The organism is Rubrivirga aquatilis (genome assembly GCF_046845665.1).
Lineage (GTDB): Bacteria > Bacteroidota > Rhodothermia > Rhodothermales > Rubricoccaceae > Rubrivirga.
Genome location: NZ_CP177355.1, coordinates 2,650,357 through 2,667,878, shown reverse-complemented (window position 1 = coordinate 2,667,878; position 17,522 = coordinate 2,650,357). Strand labels below are relative to the sequence as shown.

The 17,522-nt window shown below is 70.7% G+C and carries 14 protein-coding genes; 3 read left to right on the top strand and 11 right to left on the bottom strand.

From position 1 onward, the window contains the following. Window positions 1-129 precede the first annotated feature (129 nt). From pelF to ACLII4_RS11600, 6 genes are read right to left on the bottom strand one after another with little or no spacing between them, the layout of a single operon-like run. Complete coding sequence (pelF, locus tag ACLII4_RS11625; protein ID WP_412067566.1) at window positions 130-1,458, bottom strand: GT4 family glycosyltransferase PelF; 1,329 nt, start codon at window positions 1,456-1,458, stop codon at window positions 130-132. Then, window positions 1,364-2,233 (bottom strand): endo alpha-1,4 polygalactosaminidase, encoded by an 870-nt coding sequence (locus tag ACLII4_RS11620; RefSeq protein ID WP_412067565.1) that lies wholly within the window; start codon window positions 2,231-2,233, stop codon window positions 1,364-1,366. Before ACLII4_RS11620 ends, pelF begins: the two co-directional genes overlap by 95 nt. After that, the gene (locus ACLII4_RS11615; protein ID WP_412067564.1) at window positions 2,230-3,777 is read right to left on the bottom strand and encodes a tetratricopeptide repeat protein; all 1,548 of its coding nucleotides are present in this window, start codon (window positions 3,775-3,777) and stop codon (window positions 2,230-2,232) included. The genes ACLII4_RS11620 and ACLII4_RS11615 overlap by 4 nt, the downstream gene beginning before the upstream one ends. After that, window positions 3,774-5,630: a DUF2194 domain-containing protein gene (locus ACLII4_RS11610; protein WP_412067563.1), complete on the bottom strand. Its 1,857-nt coding sequence runs from the start codon at window positions 5,628-5,630 to the stop codon at window positions 3,774-3,776. Before ACLII4_RS11610 ends, ACLII4_RS11615 begins: the two co-directional genes overlap by 4 nt. Beyond that, window positions 5,627-7,726, bottom strand: coding sequence for a hypothetical protein (locus ACLII4_RS11605; protein WP_412067562.1), 2,100 nt, complete (start codon window positions 7,724-7,726; stop codon window positions 5,627-5,629). Before ACLII4_RS11605 ends, ACLII4_RS11610 begins: the two co-directional genes overlap by 4 nt. After that, entirely contained in the window at window positions 7,726-9,345 is a 1,620-nt protein-coding gene (locus ACLII4_RS11600; RefSeq protein WP_412067561.1) for a hypothetical protein, read from the bottom strand. Before ACLII4_RS11600 ends, ACLII4_RS11605 begins: the two co-directional genes overlap by 1 nt. Window positions 9,346-9,424: 79 nt before the next feature. Here ACLII4_RS11600 and tsaB point away from each other — a divergent pair, with 79 nt between their 5' ends. Together tsaB and accD are read left to right on the top strand one after the other, a co-directional pair. Further along, window positions 9,425-10,084 (top strand): tRNA (adenosine(37)-N6)-threonylcarbamoyltransferase complex dimerization subunit type 1 TsaB, encoded by a 660-nt coding sequence (tsaB, locus tag ACLII4_RS11595; RefSeq protein ID WP_412067560.1) that lies wholly within the window; start codon window positions 9,425-9,427, stop codon window positions 10,082-10,084. Between the two features lie 18 nt (window positions 10,085-10,102). After that, on the top strand, window positions 10,103-11,008 hold the full coding sequence (gene accD, locus ACLII4_RS11590) for an acetyl-CoA carboxylase, carboxyltransferase subunit beta (RefSeq protein WP_412067559.1): 906 nt from the start codon (window positions 10,103-10,105) through the stop codon (window positions 11,006-11,008). 56 nt (window positions 11,009-11,064) lie between these two features. Here accD and ACLII4_RS11585 read toward each other — a convergent pair whose 3' ends face one another. Genes ACLII4_RS11585 through rfbB form a run of 3 tightly spaced genes read right to left on the bottom strand, consistent with a single transcriptional unit; the run spans window position 11,065 to window position 14,212 of the window. Beyond that, on the bottom strand, window positions 11,065-12,345 hold the full coding sequence (locus ACLII4_RS11585) for a nucleotide sugar dehydrogenase (RefSeq protein WP_412067558.1): 1,281 nt from the start codon (window positions 12,343-12,345) through the stop codon (window positions 11,065-11,067). Beyond that, window positions 12,342-13,214, bottom strand: coding sequence for a glucose-1-phosphate thymidylyltransferase RfbA (gene rfbA / locus ACLII4_RS11580; protein WP_412067557.1), 873 nt, complete (start codon window positions 13,212-13,214; stop codon window positions 12,342-12,344). The genes ACLII4_RS11585 and rfbA overlap by 4 nt, the downstream gene beginning before the upstream one ends. Next, window positions 13,211-14,212 (bottom strand): dTDP-glucose 4,6-dehydratase, encoded by a 1,002-nt coding sequence (gene rfbB / locus ACLII4_RS11575; protein ID WP_412067556.1) that lies wholly within the window; start codon window positions 14,210-14,212, stop codon window positions 13,211-13,213. The genes rfbA and rfbB overlap by 4 nt, the downstream gene beginning before the upstream one ends. Before the next feature lie 333 nt (window positions 14,213-14,545). Here rfbB and ACLII4_RS11570 point away from each other — a divergent pair, with 333 nt between their 5' ends. Continuing rightward, entirely contained in the window at window positions 14,546-15,244 is a 699-nt protein-coding gene (locus ACLII4_RS11570; RefSeq protein WP_412067555.1) for a metallophosphoesterase family protein, read from the top strand. Between the two features lie 42 nt (window positions 15,245-15,286). Here the strand turns inward: ACLII4_RS11570 and gmd are convergent, their stop codons facing one another. Further along, window positions 15,287-16,336 carry a GDP-mannose 4,6-dehydratase gene (gene gmd, locus ACLII4_RS11565; RefSeq protein ID WP_412067554.1) on the bottom strand — a complete coding sequence of 350 codons (1,050 nt, stop codon included), beginning with the start codon at window positions 16,334-16,336 and terminating at the stop codon, window positions 15,287-15,289. Between the two features lie 138 nt (window positions 16,337-16,474). Beyond that, a complete protein-coding gene (locus ACLII4_RS11560; protein ID WP_412067553.1) occupies window positions 16,475-17,461 on the bottom strand; it encodes a GDP-L-fucose synthase family protein in 987 nt (328 codons plus the stop codon). Between the last annotated feature and the right edge of the window lie 61 nt (window positions 17,462-17,522).

Genomic DNA, 17,522 nt, shown 5'->3' with positions numbered 1-17,522 from the left:
CGAATAGCCTCATCGAGTGGAATGGAGGCGTGACAGCGGTCCGCCAGCGGTGTAGGACCGCGCCGATCCATCCGCAGAGCGGCGGCGCTCGGCACGTCCGCCACACAGCCTGTGGTGGATGACCGTATGTCAGGTGTCCCGCGCGACGAGCGAGACGTACAGGTCTCGATACCGGTCGGCGACCTCCGCGTCGGTCCGCCCGGCGACCCGGCGGCGTCCGGCGGCGCCGAGTCTCTCGCGTAGGCCGGGGTCTTCCGCGAGGCGGCCGAGCGCCTCCGCCAGCAGCTTCTCGAAGGCTCCCGGGGACGCGCGGGCGGACAGGGCCATCACGATCCCTGCCGGATCGGGCCCTCCAATCAGCCCTCGAATCCCGCCGACGTCCGGGGCGACGGTCGGGACGCCGTGCCCCATCGCCTCCAGCAGTGCCAGCGGCTCGGCTTCACTGCGCGACGCCAGCACGACAACGTCGGCGTGCCGGAGCCAGAGGGCGGACGCCTGGGTGCCCGTGAGGTGGACGCAGGCGGCCACGCCCAACCGATCCGCGAGGGCCTGGCAACTGGCGGCGTAGTCAGCGTCGTCCGTCGGCCCGACAAGGTGCAGCCGGGCTCCGGGCACGGACGTCAGGAGCCGCGCGAAGGCCCGGATGACCGTGTGCACATCCTTCAGCGGTGTGACGCGCCCGAGGTACACCACCCGGAACGAGGCGTCGAGCCGCGCCGACTCGTGCAGCGTCGCGAGTTGGTAGGGGTCGAGAGGCCCGATCGCGTCGGGTGGCGCGACGCCATTCGGGATGACGACAGCCTGTTCGAACCCGACAGCCGCCTGGAGGGGAAGGTTTGCGGCGGTCACCGTCGTCACGACGTCCGCGCCCGCAAACGCCTGACGCGCAGCCATCTTGAACCACTCCACCCAGCCTGCACGGCTGGCGCAGGGGTTGCCCCCCGACACATCCTCCCCCAGCACGCGCAAGCCAGTCTCCAGCTCCGGCGCGCCCTGTTCGATTTCGTGCCAGTAGACCCCGTGCTCCGTCACAACGAGCGGACTCCCCTGCAGGCGCTTCAGCGCGACCCCGACCAGCCCGGCGAAGCCCGTCGACAGGGCGTGAACGACGCGACACGGGGGGAGCCGCGACGCCAGCGCTTCGGGGTCGATGGCGTCCAACGCCCCCGGCAGTTGGAGATCGAGGTGCCACGCCACGTTGCGGGGCCGCCCGAACTGCGGACGGGTGGGGCGCTGCCCCGCATATAGATGGCACACCCCAAAGGTGACCTCGGGGAGATTGCGAATCAAGCCGTCCACCCAAGTCGACACGCCGCCGACCGCATACGGGTAGGTGCCTTCGAGGACGATCGCAACGTCGGCGCTACCAGCCGGTGCGGGCGAGGGGCTCGGGTCCACCCAACGCTCGTCGGCCGACGTAGACGGGAAGCCGGGCGCGGCGGGCAGCGTCGAGGGCATGGGCTCGGAGTCGATCGGTGTCTGCGTAGTCGACGGCGAAGGCGCCGCCCCCGGCCTCACGCATCCTGCGGAGGGCGGTGACCAGCACGTCGGTGTCGTCGGCGGAGGTGCGAACGTACGCGCCGTCGGGGTCGAGGCGGGCCCAGACGCCCTCCACCAGCAGGCCGTCGAGCGTGGGCTCCAGACGGTCCAGGAGAAACAGGCCCCGGTTCATCACGAGTGCGTGTGTCGGATAGACCTCACGGAGCGCCTCAACGAGAGACACGACGCCGTCGGCCGTCTCGGGGAAGAGCGCCGGCGCGGCGACATCGGCCATGTCCAGGAACAGGCCGTCGAACTCTTTGGCGATCACGTTCTGCGCGACGACCTCGACGACGAGTCGACGCCAGCCAGGCTGGCGAGCGTCGACGAACTGGTGGCCGGGCCAAGCGGGGTTTTCCCCCAACACCCACGCCGGATCGACACTCTGCGCGTGGGAGCGCCAGTCCTCGATTTCGCCAATGTTGACGTACCCGAGCGTCACGACGCCTGCGCCCCGGAGGGCGGACAGGTCCTCCGACTCGTAGGCGTCGGGGTCGAGGATGACCACGTCAAAGTCCGCGAGGTCGTCGAGTTCGGCGCGCTCCGAAAGAATCGCCGCGAAGGAGCCGGCCACGTGCAGCGCGGCCCGGCGGGACTCGCGAGAAACCTCCACAGGGGCCTTGGGCGGTGGCGTGCCGCAGGCGGACAGGACGACGACGAGGGCGGCCAGAAGGCGCGTGGAGGATAGGCTCACGGCAACCGGATGCGGGCGGAAAGGGCCACCACGTCGGCCGCATACGCGGACGACCCCGAGCGACGGGCCTCGACACGGACCGCATGGCGGCCGAGATCTATATCAATGGCGCCGCCAAACTCCAGACTCGTCGCGGCGAAAGACCCAGACTGACGGGCCAACCCGAGGGCGCCTTCGAACCGGACCCTCGTGGTCGGCGCGGCCGTGGCCGCGAGACCGAGCGACCCGGTCCATAGCTCTGCGGGCGTGTAGTAGGGCTGCGAGGTCGGGTACACGGTCTGGGTGTCGTCGTACATCAGGGTCGCGGCGGGGCCGAGGGCGACCCCGGGCCTCGGCCCGGTCTGGCCGACCCGGATGGGCAGCCAGCGAGCCGTCGCGGCGGCGTGGACGCGGAGGTTGGAGTCCGAGTATCGATGGGCCGCCGCGTCTCCAAAGAGGGTGAGCGACCGGACGGGCTCGGCGTACCCCTCGAACTGGGCCGTCGTCCGTCGCACGCCGCCTGCGAGTGCAGACGCGGCGTCTGTCGCCGCCCGGCTGTCGAGCGTCGCGCGAACGAGCGCGAATCGGGCCCCAGTCCACGACTTCTGGGCGCGCGCTCGGACGACAGGGCCGACCGACCCGTCCGAAGATTCGAGCCCAGCGCCGAGTTCGAGGCGCACCGTCGACGAGGGCATCCACGCCACGAACGGCGCGGCCCCGACGGTGCCCGCGGCCTCCCCCCCACCGATGGTCGTGATCCGGTCCCCGTTCGCCTCCACACCCACCTGCAGGGTCGGCGAGAGGAGCACGTCGAGTCGGACCGGCGCGTCGAGGCGGCCCACGCCGTTTGAATCGTCGGTGAGGGCCACCCGCGTGGTCAGGGTGGGGTCGACGAGCGACGAGATGCCAGAGAGCAGCGCGGCCGCTCGCGCGTCGCCTTGCGGGGAGAGTCCTGCCGAGCGCGCCCGTTCCAGCCGCTTCCTGCCGAGGGCCCAGTCGCCCTGCCAGCGCTCCACGGCCCCGGATTCCAGCAACAGCTCGGGGTCGTGGGGGAGTAGCTGCACGGCGGCATCCAGCTGCTCGCGAGCGCCCGCATCGTCGGCAGCCAGAAGCGCGAACGCGTACGCGCGCTGGATGCGCGGATCGTCCGGCCGCTCGGCAGCGATCGGCGCCAGCAGGTCGGCGGCGCGGCGAGCCTGGCCTTCCCACACGATCAGCTCCGCGAGCCGGACTCGGGCCTCGTCGTCGTCCGGGTCGACCTCCACGAGTCGGCTCAAGACGTCGGCCGCCCGCGACGGCTCGTCGGTCCACAACAGGTGTTGGGCGAGCTGGCGGAGCACCTCGGCGTCCCTGGGCTGGGCGTCAGCGAGCCACACCAGGTGCGTCACAGCGGCCTCCGGGCGGCCGGCCTCGGTGTACCGCGCCGCGAGCTGGCGGCGGGCCTGGGCATCCTGGGGCGCCTCCTCGACGCGGGTCACGAGGGCGTCGAGCGAGGGGCGCTCCTGGGCCGATGGCGCGGCCGAGACGGCGAGGACGAGGGCAAGGCCGGCGGCACGGAACGTCATGGGAGCGGAAGGTCTCGGAACCGGAGCGACACGTCGGAGCCCGACGCGCGCACGGTGTACTGGGTGAAGAGGGGCCCTTTCCACAGGTCAACGACGGTGCCGCCCTCGATGCCGGCCAGCGACTCGCCGGGCCGGGCCCATGTCAGGAACACCTGGCGCGGCTGGCTGAGCCGGACCGCCAGGACGCGCCCGCCAGCGGCCTCGCGCGACGTCACCGCAAGCGAAAGTCGGTCAAAGCCACGCATACGCTCAGCCGCCTCGCGGGCCGTCACGAAGCGGACCCATGGGAAGCGTTGTCGGACGAAGAGGATCCACCGTTCAAAGGAGGCACGAAGGCCATCGCCCCCCTCCCACCCCTGGGTCGCCGGGTCGTGGAGGCCCATCTCCCGGTACGAAATGGCGCGGTCGGCGTTGGGGTACACGTCGTCGGGATGGACAAAGTGGGACCAGACGCCGAGCGAAGTCATCAGCGTCAGGGTCCGCAGGCGGGCCTCGTCGCCCATCACGTAGCCGGCCGTGTTGCGGGGGATCGCGTACAGCTCCGGGGCCCACGGCTCGGGCCCGAACTCGCGGTCTTGCCCCAGCCCCGGCGGCCCGAAGTACAGCCCCGCAATCGTACGGATCTCGGGGAAGGCCATCCGAAGCGCCGCCACGCCGACGGAGTCGATCCGGTTCATGGGCGGAACGTAGGTGGTCGGCAACGGCGCGGCGCCTTCGGACTCCCACCGTCGGCGAGCGACCTGAAGGGCCCCGATCATCGGCGCCTGAGCGCCCCACACGTCGAGCCGGAGGGGCTCGTGGTTGTAGCCGTGGAGCGCCAGCTCCGACCGCCCAGCGGCTTGCGCCGTGATGTAGGGTGCGTATGGAACGAGCCCACCGGCACGCGGGACGCGGCCGGTCAGCCACTCGCCGAGGTCGAAGGGCGGGGCCGTACGGCCGTTGTACGAGTAGATGACCGTGCTCGTAAACGGGATGCCGTGCCGCTCGGAGATCGAGACCATGTCGGGGTACCACCGCTCCGCGTAGAACGTGGCTGGCGACTCACGGTGCAGACTCCAGATCGGCTCGACGGGAGCGTTGGAGGCGGGCGCTGGGAAGTCATCGAGGTACATCGTGGCCCAGCCCGCCATCGGGCGGACCTGCTCGGGGTGGACGAGCGCCAGCGACTGGAGCAGGTGGCCGCGAAACGCCTTGGCGCCGAGCGCGACGGTGTTCCAGTACACGACGCGGCCTGCGCCCCGAGCGCACGTCCACGCCAACGGGCGGCCCGCTCGGCGCTCGGCGAAGACTGAGCAGTCCGGGGCCGCGCGCACCGCCATCGCGGACAGGCCGATCGGCTGGAGCGTGAGGTCCCCCCCTCCGGGCATCAAGGCGTCGGTGAAGGTGACGGGCTCGGGCTCTGTCGAGAAGCTGGGCGGGCCGGTCCGCTCCACCCCCAGGAGATCGGACAGGCGCGGGTCGAAGGCTCGGTACAGCGCGGCAAGTCCCCCCCCGGCCTCCACGTGAACGTGCAGCCGTCGTACGTCGGCCGCCGACAGCTGGCGCAAGCGCTCAGCCACCGTCAGCACGGCGCGGATGGCCCCGAGGGACGGGATCGGCCGTTCGGAGGCGAGGTCGTGCTCCACGAACGGGACGCGCGTCCGGGTCAGGGCCGTCCGCACGTGCGCGGCCACCGTTCCCGCGTACGGATCCGACCCGTCGACGATGAGGAGCACCTCTGGAGCTGTTGGGGGCACGGGCCGATCGACGACGGCCGCGGGCCCGGTCCGTTCCTCGCCGCCCATCATTTGGGTGCCGAAGACCACGACGGCCGTGATGCCGACGAGCGCGAGCAGGGCACGGAGGGCGGTCACAGCGCGTCGGCGGGCCCCCGCGAGACGGGGGCGCCCGGGATGACCACGTCCTCGGCGATTTCGAGCAGGGTGCCCGCCGGGCGGCTCATGCGCAGCACCTCCACTTCCTCGTCGCGGTACACGACAGTCAGGGACGCCGGCACGTCGTCGCGGCGGGCGTAGACGTCGACCCACTCGCGAAGCCGCTCGGCGTGGCGGCGGCCGGACGGCCGGAGCTCCTCCCGGACGAGCGACGAGCCGCCCGCCCGTTCGAGAAAGAAATAGACATCGGGTGTCGGGATGGCTGCTCGGCCAACGTGGGAGTACAAGTCAGCGTCGTAGTTCTGCAGGAAGTACTCGTAGTCCATGAACCGGCCCCGGTGTCGCGCGCGGAGCCCGGTCCCGTTGTGGGAGATGACGGTCCACGCATAGGGGATCGAGTGGTCGACCACGTCCTGAAACACCTCCACGAACCCGGCCGGCTCGACGGGCGCCCCCGGAACCGGCACGCCCCACCCCGTCGTGACCACCAGGAGCGCGGCCGCGAGGGCGACGGCCGACGGCGTCCAGACCGGGGCGAGGCGAGCGCCCGAGAGCACCGTACGCAACGGCTCGATGGCCCGGACGTAGATCTCGTTGACCAGCAACCCAGAGGCGATCGCCATCGAGCAGGTCAGGAGCACGGCGGCCCCGCCGGAGAGGCCCTCGAGGCCGCCTCCGGTCGAGAGCCAGACTGCGAGCAGCCCCAGCGTCTGGGCCCCGTTGCGGACCAGCGCTCCGGGACGCGGGAGCACCTTCGCGTACGGCGACCGGCCCGGCACGATGGGCGCCATCACCAACAGCCCACCCAGAACGGCCGCCAGGGCCGAGGGCAGCGCGACGGCGACGGTGGCGGTCTCGAAAAAGAACACCGAGCCTTCCAGCCCGAGCGTGTCCAGCATCACGACATAGCCGCGCCAGGCGCCCGCGAAGGCGACCCCGGCTCCGAGCATCAGGCCCGCCCGCCGGGCCAGCCCTCGGTCTCGGTAGTTCCCGCGACGCTGCCCGCCGAGCGCGCGTCGCAAGCGGACCTGGACCACGATCGCGAGCACGTGCAGTCCGACGAGCACCGCCAGCAGCGCCCCGACGGCCGGGTACACGAGCCCGGTGGCCATCAGCCCGGCCAGCCCGACGGCGATGCCCCGTCGGTTGCCGTCGCCGACGTAGGCTGCGAGGTGTGGGAACACCGGCAGCGCCAGCGCCGCCGCGAGCAACAGCGGTTCGGCGCCCGCCTGCCGCTCGATGGGAACCGCCAGCAGAGGCCCACCGACCGCCACGAACAGCGCCCCCGCGAACGCGCCGACCGGGCCGCCCCAGTAGAAGCGGACCGTTTTCCAGACGCCGTACGTCACGGCCCCGGCCGCGACCGCACCCGCGCCCCGCAGCACCAGAGACGGCTCGACGCGGGCCATCTCGGAGAGCGCGAGCGCGAGCGCGGGCAGCCCCCAGCCGCCCTCGCTCCCTGTCGGCGCCCCGACCATCAGTCCTTTGAGGGTTTCCAGGCTCGCGTAGAAGCGGAGCGTGAACGGGGCCGGCTCGGCGAACGCCGGGATGAGCCGCACCCCGATGGCGACGATGGCGACGACGCCGACGGCCGCCTTCCAGGCGGTCGCCGTCTCCTGCTGCGGGTCTTGGGTCCGAGCTGTCGGCGGCGGGCGCTCGGGGACCAGGAGCGCGCGGAACGACACCCGCTCGCGGTGGGGGTCGTCGACGCCGGGGACCACCGACCCCGGCGGGACGAGGCGCTCGAGCCACCGCAAGCCGTCGGCGTAGCTGAGGAGGAGCGTCCGGCGCCAGACCCGGCGGAACCGGAGCGCGGCGCCGCCGGCCAGCGCCAGCGCCAGCGTCGTCGCCAACGACATCGTGTCGAGCAACCCGAGCACGCCGAGCGCAGAGGCGGCCACGACAGTCGCCGACACGCCCAGCACAGCGTCTCCCCACCCACGCCCTTCCCACGACGATGCCTTGGGGGGACCGGGCAGGGCCACGCGCGTGAACACGACGAACGAGAGCACGGCGACCACGCTCACCCGGAGCAGGCCCACCAGCAGTTCGATACCGTAGGGAACGCCGTCCATCAGTAGGCCGCGTAGGCGAAGTAGTCGGCCCGCCGGAGCATGCGCAAGGCGTGCGTGGTGGTGAGCCCGGCGAACAACGCGGCGCCCACCAGCAGGCCCCACCCGGCGTGCTCGTAGCCCCACCCGCGCGTGGCCACCAGCCCGACCGCGAGGTCGACCGCCAGCGCCCAGGCAAGGGGGACGAGCACGCGGCCCGTCTGCCCCTGGGCCAGGAAGATGAGCCCGTTCATCAGCCCGATGCTGAAGCAGAAGTAGCCGACCGCCGCGACCAGGAAGACGTACCGCGTGACGCCCGAGCGGAAGATCGGGTGGAGCAGCTCGGGCCCATGCGTGCTCATCCAGAGCCCTCCCGCCCACACGGCCGCCACGGCGCCGACGCCGATCAGCACGAGCAGAAACAGGTGGCGCGCGTACTGGGCAGCCATGTGCACCCCGGCGTCCGACGGGTCTGACAGGTCGCCCAGCTCGTGGATCTGCCCCGACATCCGCCGCACGGAGAACGGGACGGCCGCCAGCATCGCGAAGATGACCGCCAGCGCCCAGTCCATGCCGAGCTCGTACTCCGTGCGAAACCAGATGGGGTAGGCGAGCGGGTCGTCCCCCGAGGCGGACCACGAGACGACGCGGTCGGCGAACAAGACCGCGAAATAGAGGATGCCGTAGGCCACGTACGGCAGCGTTGTGTGGACGACCGTCGAGACTCGGGGCAAGGGGGGCTGCGGCCCGTCACCTGCGTCCCGGTCGGCGCCTGAACCCAGGGTTCGGTACGCGATGGCGAGCGCGACCGCGATCGAGACACCCAGGCCCAGGGCGTGGGCGAGGTGGATGTTCCAGCCGAGACCGGCGACAGCGCCCCAGACGGGGAAGATGCCCAGGGTCGTCGCGAGGCCAACAGCCCACAGCCTCTCCTCGACGTAGAGCAGCGCCAGCGCCAGCCAGAGCCATCCCAGCAACACGTAATACAGTGTGCCCACGATGGCGAGCGTCGCCGGATAGAAGGGGACGATGAGGTTCAGTACGAACCCGAGGGCGCCAGAGACCGCGACGAACACCGTCCCCAGGGCCGAGATGCGGAAGGCGACGCGGCGGGCCTGCCCCCCGAGCTCGTGCCCCAGCAGCCGTGAGGTCTCGTGCGCGAGCGCCTGGACAAAGCCCGCCGTGGCGATAAAGCTGGCGATCGTGCCCATGGCGATCATCGTCGCCGCCCCCTCCGTCAGCCGAACGGAGGCCCACAGCGAGTACCCGAGCCAGACGAGCGCCGCGATCTGGCCGGTGACGGGGAGCGCGTATAGAAGCCCGCGGCTGTAGCTGCCCGTGAATCGCCGGGCGAGCGCGGGGAACGTCTCCCGATCGGACCCGGCTGAGACCGCCCCCCGAGCGGACGCGGCTTCGCTGACGCAGGCCGGGTAGATGGCCTCGCCCAGGGCAAACAGATCGTCCCGACCAAACGTCGCGGCGTCCACGTCGCGCCAGCCCTCGCTCTCCAGCGCAGCCACCACGGACCACGCGTCGACGGGCCGGCCGATCCGAAACGCCACGGCGGTGGCCAGATCGTGCTCGGCGGTCACGACCTGCGGGGCAATGGGCGGCGGTGGCGCCGCCAGGAGGGTGTCGGGCATCCTCCTTAGGATCGGCAATCGGCGTGGCGTCTGAACCCCACGCCCCCCCCGCCGTTGACCCGCCCCCCGCTTCCGCGCCATGTTAATCCTCGCCATCGAAACCGCCAGCGACGCCTGCGCGATCGCCTTGCTCGATGGGGACACGGCCGTGGTCCAGGCGTCCATCGCGGTGCCCCGTTCCCACGGTCGCCGGCTGGCGCCGCTCATTGCCGAGGCGCTCGCGCACGCCGGACGGGCCGCGTCAGAAATCGACGTCATCGGCATCTCCATCGGGCCGGGCTCCTACACCGGCCTTCGGATCGGGCTGGGCGTAGCGAAGGGCCTGGCGGTAGCCTGCGGGGCCGACATCGTCGGCGTGCCGACGTTGCGGGCGCTCGCGGAGGGAGCGGCGGGGCCGCTCGCGGCGGTGCTTCCGTCGCGCCGAGGCGAGGTCTACGCGGCGGTCTACGACGCGGACACCGAGGTGCGGCCCCCGACCGCGCTCGCGGTCGCCGAGGCCGACGCCTGGCTCCCCCCCGAGTTGGCCGGCATCGGAGGCCCTGGGGCGGACCGGCTCGAGGGCGTTCGGGGCGAGGTCCTCCGCGTCCGGCTTGTGCCGTCCGCCGTCGCCGTCGGCCGGCTCGCGCGTCGGCTCGTCGACGAGCGCGGGGCCGACGACCTGGGGTCGCTCGTTCCCGCCTACCTCAAGCCCGTCGCGGCGTCACGGCCCCGGGGTATCTTCGAGTCCCCGAACCTGTGACGGTCCGCCGTCTCCCCTATGGCCTGGTTTAAGCGAGATTCTGCTGGCATCAAGACGAACCGGAGCGACCAGAACGAGACCCCCGAGGGCTACTGGCTCAAGTGCCCCGAGTGTGACACGATTACGAGCCAGCGCGAGTTGGAGGAGAACCTGCTGGTGTGCCCGAACTGCGGCCACCACTACCCGATGTCCGGGCTCGGCTACCTCGGCCTGCTCTTCGATGAGGGCACGTACGAGCGCCACGACGCGAACCTCCACTCTGTCGATGCCCTCGACTTTGTCGACCGCAAGCCCTATCCCGAACGGATCGTGGCGGCGGATCGCAAGACGGGCCTCAACGACGGCGCGGTAAGCGGCACGGGGCGCGTCGGCGGCCACCCCGTCTCCATCGCCGCGATGGACTTCACCTACATCGGCGGCTCGATGGGCTCGGTCGTCGGAGAGATCGTGGCCCGTGCCATCCGCCGTGCGGCCAACGAGGGGCGCGCGTGCGTCGTCATCAGCCAGTCGGGCGGGGCCCGGATGATGGAGGGCGCGCTGTCGCTGATGCAGATGGCCAAGACGAGCGCCAACCTCGCCGTGTTGGCGGAGCGCAACCTCCCGTTCATCTCGTTGATGACGCACCCGACGACGGGCGGCGTCACCGCTTCGTTCGCGATGCTGGGCGACATCAACCTCGCCGAGCCCAAGGCGCTGATCGGATTCGCCGGGCCACGCGTCATCCGCGAGACGATTGGCCGGGACCTCCCCAAGGGTTTCCAGCGCGCCGAGTTCTTGCTGGAGCACGGGTTCATCGACAAAATCGTCCAGCGCAAGACTCTGCGCGACACGCTGGCACACCTCTTCGACCTGCTGATGGAGGCGGACGAGCCGGACGCTGCTCGGGAGACCGCCGCGAGCGTGCCGGACTCGTCGGAGGGCTAGGCGAAGAGACGGCGACATGCGTGGGCGCCTCTGCCCGCTAGCCGCTGCCGCTCGGGTTACACGGTGGGCGTCGGCCCGCGAGAGTTGACGAACACACCGACCTGCGACGCCAGTCGGGCCACGTCGTAGGCCGAGTGGTCGGTCACCAGAATCGCCGCGTCAGACGAGGCCAGCGCCGCGTCAAGGTCTGGGACCGAGGTGTACGTCCGGTCCTCTTGCCGCAGGTGGGCGACGTGCGGGTCGTGGAAGCTGACCTCCGCGCCTAAGCTCTCCAGCAGGCGGATGACGTCGAGCGCGGGCGACTCGCGCAGGTCCGACACGTCCGGCTTGTAGGCCACGCCGAGCACGAGCACGCGAGCACCTTTCGCCGCCTTTCCGACGTTGTTGAGCGCGTCTTGAACCTTGCGCACCCAGTAGCGGGGCATCATCGTGTTGACCTCGCTGGCCAGCTCGATAAATCGCGCCGTGTAGTCGAGCCCCCGCAACTTCCACGACAGGTAGTGCGGGTCGACGGGCAGACAGTGGCCGCCCAGGCCAGGGCCGGGCGTGAACGCCATGAACCCGAACGGCTTGGTGCCCGCCGCCGCGACGATCTCCCACACGTCGAGGTCGAGGCGGTCGCACATCAGCATCAGCTCGTTCGCCAGCCCGATGTTGACCGCCCGAAACGTGTTCTCGTAGATCTTGGTCAGCTCGGCGGCCTCCGGACTGCTCACCGGCACGACGGTGTCGACGGCCGCCTCGTAGAGCGCCTGGGCGACCATGAGGCACGCCGGGGTCACGCCGCCCATGACCTTGGGCGTCGTGCGCGTCGTCCAGTCGGTCCGGCCCGGGTCCACGCGCTCGGGCGAGAAGACGACGAAGGCGTCGACGCCGACGGTCAGGCCGCGCGCCTCGACGAGCGGCACAAGCACGTCGCGCGTCGTGCCGGGGTACGTCGTGCTCTCCAGCACCACGAGTTGCCCCGGACGCATCTGGGCGGCGACGGCTTCTGAGGCCGCCAGCACGTGGGACAGGTCGGGATCACGCGTCTTGCGAAGCGGCGTCGGCACGCAGATCGAGATCGCGTCGGCCTCAGCCAGCAGGCCCTCGTCAGCCGTGATGCGCATGCCGGCGGCAAGGGCCGCACACAGCACCTCGTCCGACACGTCCTCGACGTGGGACTCCCCGGCCGCCAGCGCCGCCACGCGCTCGGCGTCGATGTCGAGGCCGATCACAGGGAAGCCGGCTTCGGCAAAGGCGACCGCGAGCGGCAGCCCGACGTAGCCGAGCCCGACGACGGCGACGACGGCCTCCCGGTCTCGGACGCGATGGAGGAGCGTGTCTTGCAGAGTCATGCGTCGGCCGCGGCGAGCGACTGGAGGTACTGCCCGTAGGCGTTGGCGGCGAGCGCGTCGCCCAGGGCCGCCAGTTGCTGGCGGTCGATGAAGCCCATCCGGTAGGCGACCTCCTCGGGGCAGGCCACCATCAGCCCCTGCCGCGCCTGCACGGAGTGGACGAACGCGCTCGCGTCGAGGAGGGATTCGTGCGTCCCGGCGTCGAGCCACGCGATCCCACGTCCCATCACCTCGACTTCCAGCGTCCCGGCGTCGAGGTAGTGACGATTGACATCGGTGATCTCCAACTCGCCTCGCGCGGACGGCGAGAGCCCGTCGGCGACGGCGACCACGTCGGGCCCGTAGGCATAGATGCCGGCCACGGCCAGGTTCGACTTCGGGGTCGACGGCTTCTCTTCGAGCGACACGGGCCGCCCGCCAGCGTCCAGTTCCACGACGCCGTAGCGCTCGGGGTCGGCCACGGGGTAGGCGAAAACGCGAGCGCCGGACGTCGTCTCGGCCGCGCGGCGCAGGTGGCCCGAAAGCCCACCGCCGTAAAACACGTTGTCGCCCAAGATCATCATCACCGGCTCGTCCCCGACAAAGTCGCGCCCGATGCGGAAGGCGTCCGCGAGGCCCCGGGGCGCGTCTTGGACGGCGTACTCGACCGTCATCCCCCATCGTCCGCCGTCGCCCAGCAGCCGCTCGAAGACGGGCAGAGCGTCGGGCGTCGAGATGACCAGCACCTCGCGGATGCCCGCCAGCATCAGCGTGGTCAGTGGGTAGTAGATCAGGGGCTTGTCATAGACCGGCAGCAGCTGCTTGCTGACGGCGAGAGTCGCCGGGTGCAATCGCGTTCCGTGCCCGCCGGCCAAGACTATTCCTTTCATGCGGTGTGCCAGTCGGGGTGTTCGAGGGTCCAATCGACGGTCGCCGCCAAGCCGGTCGCCAGCGACTGGCTCGGACGCCAGCCGAGCCCCTCGATCTTGGCCGTGTCGACCGCGTAGCGGCGGTCGTGGCCGGGGCGGTCGGTGACGAAGGTGATGAGGTCAGCGTGGGGGGCGCCGCCGGGGCGCCGCTCGTCGAGCAGCACGCACAGGGTCCGCACCAGCGTCAGGTTGTCGACCTCCGCGTTCCCGCCGACGTTGTAGGTCTCCCCGTCCAAGCCCCGCTCCACGACGGCCCAGATCGCGTCCGCGTGGTCGCCGACGTAGAGCCAGTCTCGAACGTTGCCGCCGTCGCCGTAGACCGGGATCGGCTCGCCCGCGAGCGCCCGCGCCAGCACGACGGGGATCAGCTTCTCAGGGTACTGCCGGGGCCCGTAGTTGTTGGAGCAGTTCGTGATCGACACCGGCAGCCCGAACGTCCGTGCGGACGCTCGCACGAGGTGGTCCGACCCCGCCTTCGAAGCGGAATATGGGGACGAAGGGGCGTACGGCGTGGTCTCGGAAAACGCCGGGTCGTCGGGCCCGAGGTCGCCGTAGACCTCGTCGGTCGAGACGTGGTGGAAGCGGACGCCGCTCGCGCCATCCCACACCTCTCTGGCCGCATCGAGCATGGCCTGCGTCCCGAGCACGTTTGTTGAGACAAACTCGGCGGGCCCCTCGATGGAGCGGTCGACGTGCGATTCGGCAGCGAGGTGAACGACGAGCGCGACCTCGTGCTCGCTCATCACCCGGCGCACAAGCGCGCCGTCTCGGATGTCGCCTTCCACGAACGTGTGCCGGTCGCCGAGCCCCACGAGGTTCGCCCGCGAGCCCGCGTACGTCAACGCGTCGAGCGTCACGACCTGGGATGCGGGATAGCGATCGAGGGCACCGCGCACCACGGCCGAGCCGATGAAGCCCGCCCCCCCAGTAACCAGGATGCCTCGTCCGTCGGGGGTCACCTAGTCAACCTGTATGAGAGAGAAGGATGGGACGGCCGCAATGGTGTCTGAAGTGACCAAGCCAGCCCCGCAGGCCGCGGCTCGTAGGGTCACAAGAACCGTGTCCGCCACGTCTGTGTCTCGGCGGCGGGACGGGTCGAGGCCAGCGACGGGACGCGACGCGAGCGTATCGGCCGGAACGCGGGTCAACGATGACGTAACGCGGGACAGCGTCGACATGGAGGGAGCGGGGGGAGGCCAAAGATAGACTGTCTCGGCTCTGACACCCGCGCCCAGCGGGGGCCCTGTGCGCTGAGGGGTACTTTCAGCCCCCCCCCACTTTTGCGCCCTCTCGTGCTGATCGCCGTCTTCTCCGATATCCACGCCAACCTGGAAGCGCTCCGCGCGGCCCTCGCCATCGCGGAAGCGCGGGGAGCCGATCACCTCGTCAGCCTGGGCGACGTGGTGGGCTACGGCCCCTCGGCAAGTGTGTGCGTTGACATCGTCCGGTCCGAGTTCTCGCTCAGTGTCTTAGGAAATCACGACGAGGCCGTCGTCACGGGCGACTCGTCCGGGCTCCCCCGCGACGGACAGGCCGCCGCCCGCCTCCACCGCGAGCAGCTCTCGGAGGAGCAGCGTGGCTGGCTCGCGGGGCTTCCCCTCACCGCCGAGCGGTTCGGCGCCACCTTCGCCCACGCCGCACCCGACGAGCCCGGCGCGTGGCCCCGGCTGGAATCCTTCCGCGATACACAGCGGCAGTTCGGCGCCTTCGACACCCCGATCTGCTTCGTGGGACACAGCCACAAGCCTGCCGTCGTGTCGTCCTCGCTCGGGGTGTTTCGTGTCCGCGAGGGCCACCGGTTCCTCGTCAATGTCGGCAGCGTAGGCCAGCCGCGAGACCACGACCCCCGCCTTTCCTTTGGTCTGTACGATCCGGACGCCTTCACCGTCGAGACGATTCGGGCGCACTACGACCAGGCCCGGACCGCGACACGGATCACGGAAGCGGGCCTGCCCGCCTCGCTGGCGGAGCGCCTGAACAAGGGGGTCTGACCCAACGCCTTCTCGAGGCGACTGCGCGTCGGCCGGCGTCCCTCAGCCGGCCTGGACCAGCGCGAGGTCCGCCGTGACCATCTCGGCCGCCAACTCGCCAACGCTCACCGCCGGCGTCCAGTCCAGCTCGCGTTCGGCTTTCGAAGCGTCCCCGAGGAGCTGCTCCACCTCGGTCGGCCGGTAGTAGCGGGGGTCGACGCGCACGATCACGTCGCCGGTCGCTGCGTTGCGTCCGATCTCGTCCTCTCCCGTCCCCTCCCAGGCCACGTCAATGCCGACGGCGGCGAAAGAGAGGCCGCAGAAGTTTCGGACGGTCGTCATCTCGCCGGTCGCCAGCACCCAGTCGTCGGCCGTGTCGTGCTGCATGATCCGCCACATCCCCTCGACAAAGTCGCGGGCGTGGCCCCAATCGCGCTGGGCGTCGAGGTTGCCGAGGTGGACCGTCGCCTGGAGGCCCAGCGAGATCTTGGCCGCCGCTCGCGTAATCTTGCGGGTCACGAAGGTCTCGCCCCGGCGTGGGCTCTCGTGGTTGAAGAGGATGCCGTTGGATGCGAAGAGCCCGTAGGCCTCGCGGTAGTTGACCGTGATCCAGTAGGCATAGAGCTTCGCCACCGCGTACGGCGACCGCGGGTAGAACGGCGTCGTCTCGGACTGCGGCACTTCCTGCACCTTTCCGTAGAGCTCGCTCGTGGAGGCCTGGTAGAACCGCGTGTCGGTGAGCCCAAGAATCCGCAGCGCCTCCAGCAAGCGGAGCGTCCCCACCCCGTCAGCATTCGCCGTGTACTCCGGCGTGTCGAACGAGACGGCGACGTGGCTTTGTGCGGCCAGGTTGTAGATCTCGTCCGGCTGGATCTCCTGCACAATCCGGATCATGTTCGTCGAGTCTGTCAGGTCTCCGTAGTGGAGCCGAAAGCGCACGTCGGCCTCATGCGGGTCCTGGTACAGATGGTCGACGCGCTGAGTGTTGAACGACGACGCCCGGCGCTTGAGGCCGTGGACTTCGTAGCCTTTCGCGAGCAACAGCTCGGCGAGGTACGACCCATCCTGACCCGTGACGCCGGTGATGAGGGCCTTGCGGCGGGACTGGGACATGGAGCTTGCGGGGGTCGTGGGGGCGGCGAGGAACGGGGCCCGGCCAGGAGGGGAGCAGTGGGGGAATCGACAGGGGGCCTGTCCGGCCTAAGCCGGTTGTGGCTTGAAAGGCCCGGCCTCCTCCCCTCTTCGTGGAGATCAGCCCTGGGGGACCGTGGCGACGTTCTCGCGGAACCAGTCGTAGGTGGACGCGAGCCCTTCGCGAAGAGGCGTGCGGGCGCGCCAGCCAAGAGACGCCAGCCGGGACACGTCGAGCAGCTTGCGGGGAGTGCCGTCGGGCTTGTCCGTGTCCCAGCGGATCTCGCTGTCGGAACCGACCACCTCGCGGACGTGGGCCGCGAGGTCTCGGATCGCGAGGTCCTCCCCCACGCCGACATTGAGCAGGCCGTCAGGGGCGGTGTCCCGCAAGGAGGGCTCGTCGAGCGCGAGCACAAAGGCCACCGCGTCGGCCAGGTCGTCGGCGTGCAAGAACTCGCGCTTGGGGGAGCCGGTGCCCCACAGCGTCACCGGGGCGGCGGGCCCCGCCCCGCGGCGGGCCTCATGGAACCGCCGGATCAGCGCCGGCAGGACGTGGCTGGTGGCGAGGTCGAAGTTGTCCCCCGGGCCGTAGAGGTTGGTCGGCATCAGGCTGATCACGTCGTCGCCGTACTGGCGATGGAGCGCCTCGGCGAGCTCGATCCCGGCGATCTTCGCGAGGGCGTACGGCCGGTTGGTGGGTTCCAGGGGCCCCGTCAGCAGGTGCTCTTCCCTCATCGGCTGGGGCGCCTCTCGAGGGTAGATGCACGACGACCCTAGAAACACGATCCGTCCGAGCTTCCCGATTCTCGCGAGATGAGCACCCATCAGCACCGACTGCTGGATGGCCAGGTTCTCGCTCAGAAAGTCGACGGGATAGTCGCGGTTGGCGAGGATCCCGCCCACCTTGGCGGCGGCCAGCACCAGATGGGTGGGCTGCTCGAACTCGAAAAACGTGGCGACCGCCTGGGCATCGCGGAGGTCCAGTTCGGCCCGGGTCCGCGTCACGAGAGCGACGCCGTCGCGCTCGAGGCGGCGGACCACGGCGGAGCCGACGAGCCCTCGGTGGCCCGCGACGAATACACGGGAGTCAGGCTGGAGTGCGGGCATAGGCGTCGGGGGGAGACGCCGAAAGGTACAGATCCCTCCGCCTCGCGTCGCCGCCTGCGAT

What these genes read in the sequence shown, in the direction of transcription:
- rfbA (WP_412067557.1), bottom strand. Translation starts at nt 13,214, where the DNA reads ATGAAAGGAATAGTCTTGGCCGGCGGGCACGGAACGCGATTGCACCCG.
- ACLII4_RS11560 (WP_412067553.1), bottom strand. Translation starts at nt 17,461, where the DNA reads ATGCCCGCACTCCAGCCTGACTCCCGTGTATTCGTCGCGGGCCACCGA.
- tsaB (WP_412067560.1), top strand. Translation starts at nt 9,425, where the DNA reads ATGTTAATCCTCGCCATCGAAACCGCCAGCGACGCCTGCGCGATCGCC.
- accD (WP_412067559.1), top strand. Translation starts at nt 10,103, where the DNA reads ATGGCCTGGTTTAAGCGAGATTCTGCTGGCATCAAGACGAACCGGAGC.
- ACLII4_RS11585 (WP_412067558.1), bottom strand. Translation starts at nt 12,345, where the DNA reads ATGACTCTGCAAGACACGCTCCTCCATCGCGTCCGAGACCGGGAGGCC.
- pelF (WP_412067566.1), bottom strand. Translation starts at nt 1,458, where the DNA reads ATGCCCTCGACGCTGCCCGCCGCGCCCGGCTTCCCGTCTACGTCGGCC.
- ACLII4_RS11615 (WP_412067564.1), bottom strand. Translation starts at nt 3,777, where the DNA reads ATGACGTTCCGTGCCGCCGGCCTTGCCCTCGTCCTCGCCGTCTCGGCC.
- gmd (WP_412067554.1), bottom strand. Translation starts at nt 16,336, where the DNA reads ATGTCCCAGTCCCGCCGCAAGGCCCTCATCACCGGCGTCACGGGTCAG.
- ACLII4_RS11605 (WP_412067562.1), bottom strand. Translation starts at nt 7,726, where the DNA reads ATGGACGGCGTTCCCTACGGTATCGAACTGCTGGTGGGCCTGCTCCGG.
- ACLII4_RS11600 (WP_412067561.1), bottom strand. Translation starts at nt 9,345, where the DNA reads ATGCCCGACACCCTCCTGGCGGCGCCACCGCCGCCCATTGCCCCGCAG.